Origin of the sequence: Rudaea sp. (assembly GCF_036383415.1) — a bacterium.
Classification (GTDB): domain Bacteria; phylum Pseudomonadota; class Gammaproteobacteria; order Xanthomonadales; family Rhodanobacteraceae; genus Rudaea.
Genome location: NZ_DASVOK010000265.1, coordinates 1 through 4,105, shown reverse-complemented (window position 1 = coordinate 4,105; position 4,105 = coordinate 1). Strand labels below are relative to the sequence as shown.

The window sequence follows — 4,105 nt, the reverse complement described above, 5'->3', positions numbered from 1 at the left end:
GAATCCGCAGTTGATCAAGTCGGTGCGCAACGCGGGCTACCTGTTCGCGGCACGCGTGGATCGCCTCTGAGTTGCGCCCGGAAATCGCCATGTATCGCGAACTGTTCGACATATCACCCGACGCGATGATCGCGGTGGATGGCAACAGCCGCATCGTGCGCGCGAATGCTCAGGCGGAACGGCTGTTCGGCTATACCGAGACGCAGCTGCTCGGCAGCGGCATCGACATCCTGATTCCCGCGCGCGCGCGCGACAAGCACCAGGGACATGTCGCGCACTACGCCGCGAATCCGCGCGTACGCACGATGGGCACCGGCCAGGAACTCGTCGGGCTGCGCAGCGACGGCAGCGAATTTCCGGTCGAAATCGCGCTCAGTCCGATGAACACCGCGGACGGCCGCATCGTCGTCGCCGCGATCCGCGACATTTCCGAAACGCAGCGGGCGCGCCAGGCGCTGGCCCGCGCCCGCTACGACAAGGTGATGGCGCAGATCGGCCAGCTTTTCCTCACCTCGCCCAATCTCGACGATGCGATCGCACGTATTCCTGCACTGGTCGTCGAGGCACTCGGTGTCGAGGCGGCCGCGATCGTGTTCAAACTGCCACTGCGCGAACGCCTGCAAGTGCGCACCTCCCACGGCCTCGACGCCAACACCTTGGTCGCGGTGATCGATCTTCTGGATCCCAAACTGCTTGACGGCTGGGCTGAGGCTGACCGGACCAACACGGCTGCACGCGACGACGTGCTGCGCAAAGCGGGATTCGCTTCGACCGCCCTGATTCCATTACCCGACGCCAACGCCCCCGCCTCGGCGCTGCTCGCCCTTTCGCGCGAGTCGCGGCATTTCGATCATGACGCGTTGCATTTCCTGCAAACGATCGCGACTACGCTGGCCGCGACCCTGCAGCGCATCCGTACTGAGGAACAGCTCTCGCACGCGCAGCGGCTTGAAGCTGTCGGCCAGCTCACCGGTGGCATCGCGCACGATTTCAACAATCTGCTCACCGTAGTCTCGGCGAACCTGCAGATCCTCGAAGACGATCTGGCCGGCCAGCCCGAACATCTTGAGACGATCGCCATCGCCCTACGCGCCGTCGACAGGGGCGCTGAACTGACGCGCAAGCTGCTTGCATTCGCACGGCGCCAACAACTTTCCCCGCGAGCCTGCGATCCGAAAGAACTGCTTGAAGACGTCGGCGGTCTATTGCGGCGCGCGCTCGGCGAAGCGATCGATCTGCACATCGTCTGCCCCGCGGACATGCCACGCGTATTCGTCGACCCGGGCCAGCTTGACGCTGCCTTGGTCAATCTCGCAATCAATGCGCGCGATGCCATGCCGCGTGGCGGCCGCCTGCACATCGGCGCGCGCGTCGGCGTGATCGAGCGCGGCGATGCGACAGGTGACGCGAAGCCGGGCCAATACGTCGTCGTCGCCGTGCGCGACACCGGCTTCGGCATGACTCCCGACGTGCTCGCACGTGCGCTCGAGCCGTTCTTCACCACCAAAGGACACGGCAAGGGCTCCGGATTGGGCTTGTCGATGGTCTACGGCTTCGTCACCCAGTCGGGCGGCCATTTGAACATCGAGAGCCGGCTCGGCTACGGCACCAATGTGGAGCTGTACCTTCCGGTAATCGCGGCGGAAGCCGAAGCGTTGGACAAGCGCGCCGCGGCGCCCGCGAATGCACGCGGCCACGAAACCATTCTCGTCGTCGAGGACGACGCCGACGTGCGTCGCGCCGTGCTTGTCATCCTGCGTTCGCTCGGCTACACGACGTTGCCGTGCGTCGACGCGGACGAAGCACTGCGAAAGCTGCCGCTGCACCCGGAAGTTGCGCTGGTGTTTTCCGACGTGATGCTCGGCCGCGGCATGAACGGCGTGGAACTCGCTGAGGAAATCCGCATCCGCAGGCCTGCGCTGCCGATCCTACTCACCTCGGGCGACGAGCGCTCCGCACAAAGCAGTGCAGCGTTCGATCTGCTGCGCAAACCGTATCGACGCGAGGAGTTGTCCGCGGCGATCCGCCGCAAACTCGACCCGAGCTGACAGCCTGGAAGCCTTACGCCGCCTTGTCCTCGCAATGGATGACGGCGTCCAGGGCCGCCGCCTCGAGGATGCGTATCTCGCGCCATTGCACGTCGATGCAACCCTGTCCGGCCAAGCGAGTCAGCGCACGCGTGACCGTCTCGTGCTTGAGCGCGAGGAAGCTGCCGATGTCGGCGCGGCCCATACGCAGGACAAAGTGGCGCGGGCTGAAGCCGAGCGCTTCATGGCGCGAGGCCAGGTCGAGAAGAAAGGCGGCGACGCGCTGTTCCGCACTCAGCGAGCCGAGCGCGAGCTTCCACGACCGGTCACTGCGGATCTCGGCGGCCAACGCCCAAGTGAGGCGTTCCTGCAGTTCAGGCATCTGCGCGCAGGCGCGAAGTATCGCGGGGTACGGCAGTTCCCACACGCCACTCGTTTCCAGCGCAACAACGTCGCATTCATGCGTCGCCGTGCCAATCGATTCGATGCCGATCAGATCGCCGCGCATGCGGAATCCGGTGACTTGTTCGCGACCGTCTTGGGCGACGAGACAAGTCTTCAGAAAACCGACGTTGACTAGATACAGCGCGTTGAACGACTGCCCGGCGCGGTATAGATACTGCCCCGCCTCGAGCTTGCGCCGCACGACCGGCACGTGGGAACGGAGCTCCTCAATGTCGATCGGCGCGGGAACGGCATTTGCCGCAGAAGGCACTTTGCGCAATGTCATCTTCGGGAGGATCGAAACGGCGGCAGCAGAATTCATAGCGGGCTCCGGTATCAGGCGGCTCGATGAAACGGTCGCTGAAAACATAAAATTGCCCGGAAACCGGCCTATGTCTTGACTTCGACAATATGTAACGGTCTGTAACAGAAGGGAGGGGCGCGATTAGCGTCGAGCGCGGTACCGTAATCCGATCCTTGTTGCCTTTGCCCTCGCGAATTGTGCGCCCTTTCAAACGATGGGCTTGTTATCTGGATGTAGCCACGCCGACTCGCTATCGGCATAGTGCTCGTTCTTCCAGATTGGCACGCGCTTTTTCACCTCATCGATTATGTAGCAGCAGGCATCGAATGCTGCCCCGCGGTGTGCTGCGCTGACGCCAACCCAAACCGCCAGGTCGCCAATCGCGAGTGTGCCCGCGCGATGCACACAGCACGCTTCGACGATGGCGAATCTTTCGTGCACCTCGTCGATGATGTGCTCGCCCTCGCTCTGCGCGAGCGGCGCATAAGCCTGATAGTCGAGACGCTGGACAGTGCGGCCATCGTTGTGATCGCGCACCCAGCCCTCGAACGTTACGCACGCACCTGCGCGCGCGTGCCCGAGCGCTCGGACAAGCTCCGCCGGATCGATCGGGTCGCTACTAATGCGGAAGGCAGCCATCGTCAGCCTCCGCTCACCGGGGGGATGAGTACGACTTCATCGCCCTCGCGCAATGTCTGCGTCCACTGCGCGAATGTGCCATTGATGGCCACGCGAAGTCGATCTTCGTCCATAGTGAAACCATGTCGCGCACGTAATTCGCTGTACAGACTGCGTGCATCAGTCGCAAGCGACTCGATCTGTTCCGCGTCCGTGTCGGCGCGATCGCGCAGCGAGGCGAAATACAGTACGCGATACTTCATTTGATGATTTCCTGTCGCGCACGTTGCGTGAATGGCAAACGTAGTCAACTCGTGCGCACGCTTGGCGCCCACGCGGTGCGCGAGGCGACGGCATTAACGCCGACGTCGACCATGCACCCGCCGGGGCTCGACCTCACCCACCCACCGCGAACATCTCGACGTGTTTCTGTTCGCCGAGTGCGCGCACTTCGGCACGTTGCTCGCTGTAGCGATCGGTACGCACCGTCCAGCGTCGTGCGATCAGCGCGGCCAGCTCTTTATCGCTGGCGCCTGCGCGCAGCGGCTCGCGCAGGTCGTAGCCCAGACGCGCGAACAGGCAGGTATACAGTTTTCCGTCGGCCGACAGGCGTGCGCGCGAGCAATCGCCGCAGAACGGCTGCGAAACTGAACTGATGAAACCCACTTCGCCCGCGCCGTCGGCAAACCGGTAACGCTCGGCGACTTCGCCG

Annotated in this window: 5 protein-coding genes and 1 pseudogene; 2 read left to right on the top strand and 4 right to left on the bottom strand. The window is 63.6% G+C overall.

Features of this window, described 5'->3' with window-relative positions:
• The first annotated feature begins 89 nt into the window (after positions 1-89).
• Positions 90-2,048 (top strand): PAS domain S-box protein, encoded by a 1,959-nt coding sequence (locus VF497_RS09885; RefSeq protein WP_330888173.1) that lies wholly within the window; start codon positions 90-92, stop codon positions 2,046-2,048.
• A 13-nt stretch (positions 2,049-2,061) separates the two neighbouring features.
• Here the strand turns inward: VF497_RS09885 and VF497_RS09880 are convergent, their stop codons facing one another.
• Positions 2,062-2,682, bottom strand: coding sequence for a cyclic nucleotide-binding domain-containing protein (locus VF497_RS09880; protein ID WP_330888171.1), 621 nt, complete (start codon positions 2,680-2,682; stop codon positions 2,062-2,064).
• Between the two features lie 19 nt (positions 2,683-2,701).
• Here VF497_RS09880 and VF497_RS09875 point away from each other — a divergent pair, with 19 nt between their 5' ends.
• Positions 2,702-2,872 (top strand): hypothetical protein, encoded by a 171-nt coding sequence (locus VF497_RS09875; RefSeq protein WP_330888169.1) that lies wholly within the window; start codon positions 2,702-2,704, stop codon positions 2,870-2,872.
• A gap of 110 nt (positions 2,873-2,982) precedes the next feature.
• On the opposite strand, the gene VF497_RS09870 is transcribed toward VF497_RS09875, so the two are convergent.
• From VF497_RS09870 to VF497_RS09860, 3 genes and pseudogenes are all read right to left on the bottom strand, one after another.
• A complete protein-coding gene (locus VF497_RS09870) occupies positions 2,983-3,414 on the bottom strand; it encodes a molybdenum cofactor biosynthesis protein MoaE (protein WP_330888167.1) in 432 nt (143 codons plus the stop codon).
• A 2-nt stretch (positions 3,415-3,416) separates the two neighbouring features.
• On the bottom strand, positions 3,417-3,728 hold the full coding sequence (moaD, locus tag VF497_RS09865) for a molybdopterin converting factor subunit 1 (protein WP_414706876.1): 312 nt from the start codon (positions 3,726-3,728) through the stop codon (positions 3,417-3,419).
• A gap of 61 nt (positions 3,729-3,789) precedes the next feature.
• A pseudogene (locus tag VF497_RS09860) lies at positions 3,790-4,105 on the bottom strand (GTP 3',8-cyclase MoaA); the annotation flags it as partial.

Excerpts from the sequence above, each read along its gene's own strand:
- VF497_RS09885 (WP_330888173.1), top strand. The coding sequence starts at position 90 with ATGTATCGCGAACTGTTCGACATATCACCCGACGCGATGATCGCGGTG.
- VF497_RS09875 (WP_330888169.1), top strand. The coding sequence starts at position 2,702 with ATGTCGATCGGCGCGGGAACGGCATTTGCCGCAGAAGGCACTTTGCGC.
- VF497_RS09870 (WP_330888167.1), bottom strand. The coding sequence starts at position 3,414 with ATGGCTGCCTTCCGCATTAGTAGCGACCCGATCGATCCGGCGGAGCTT.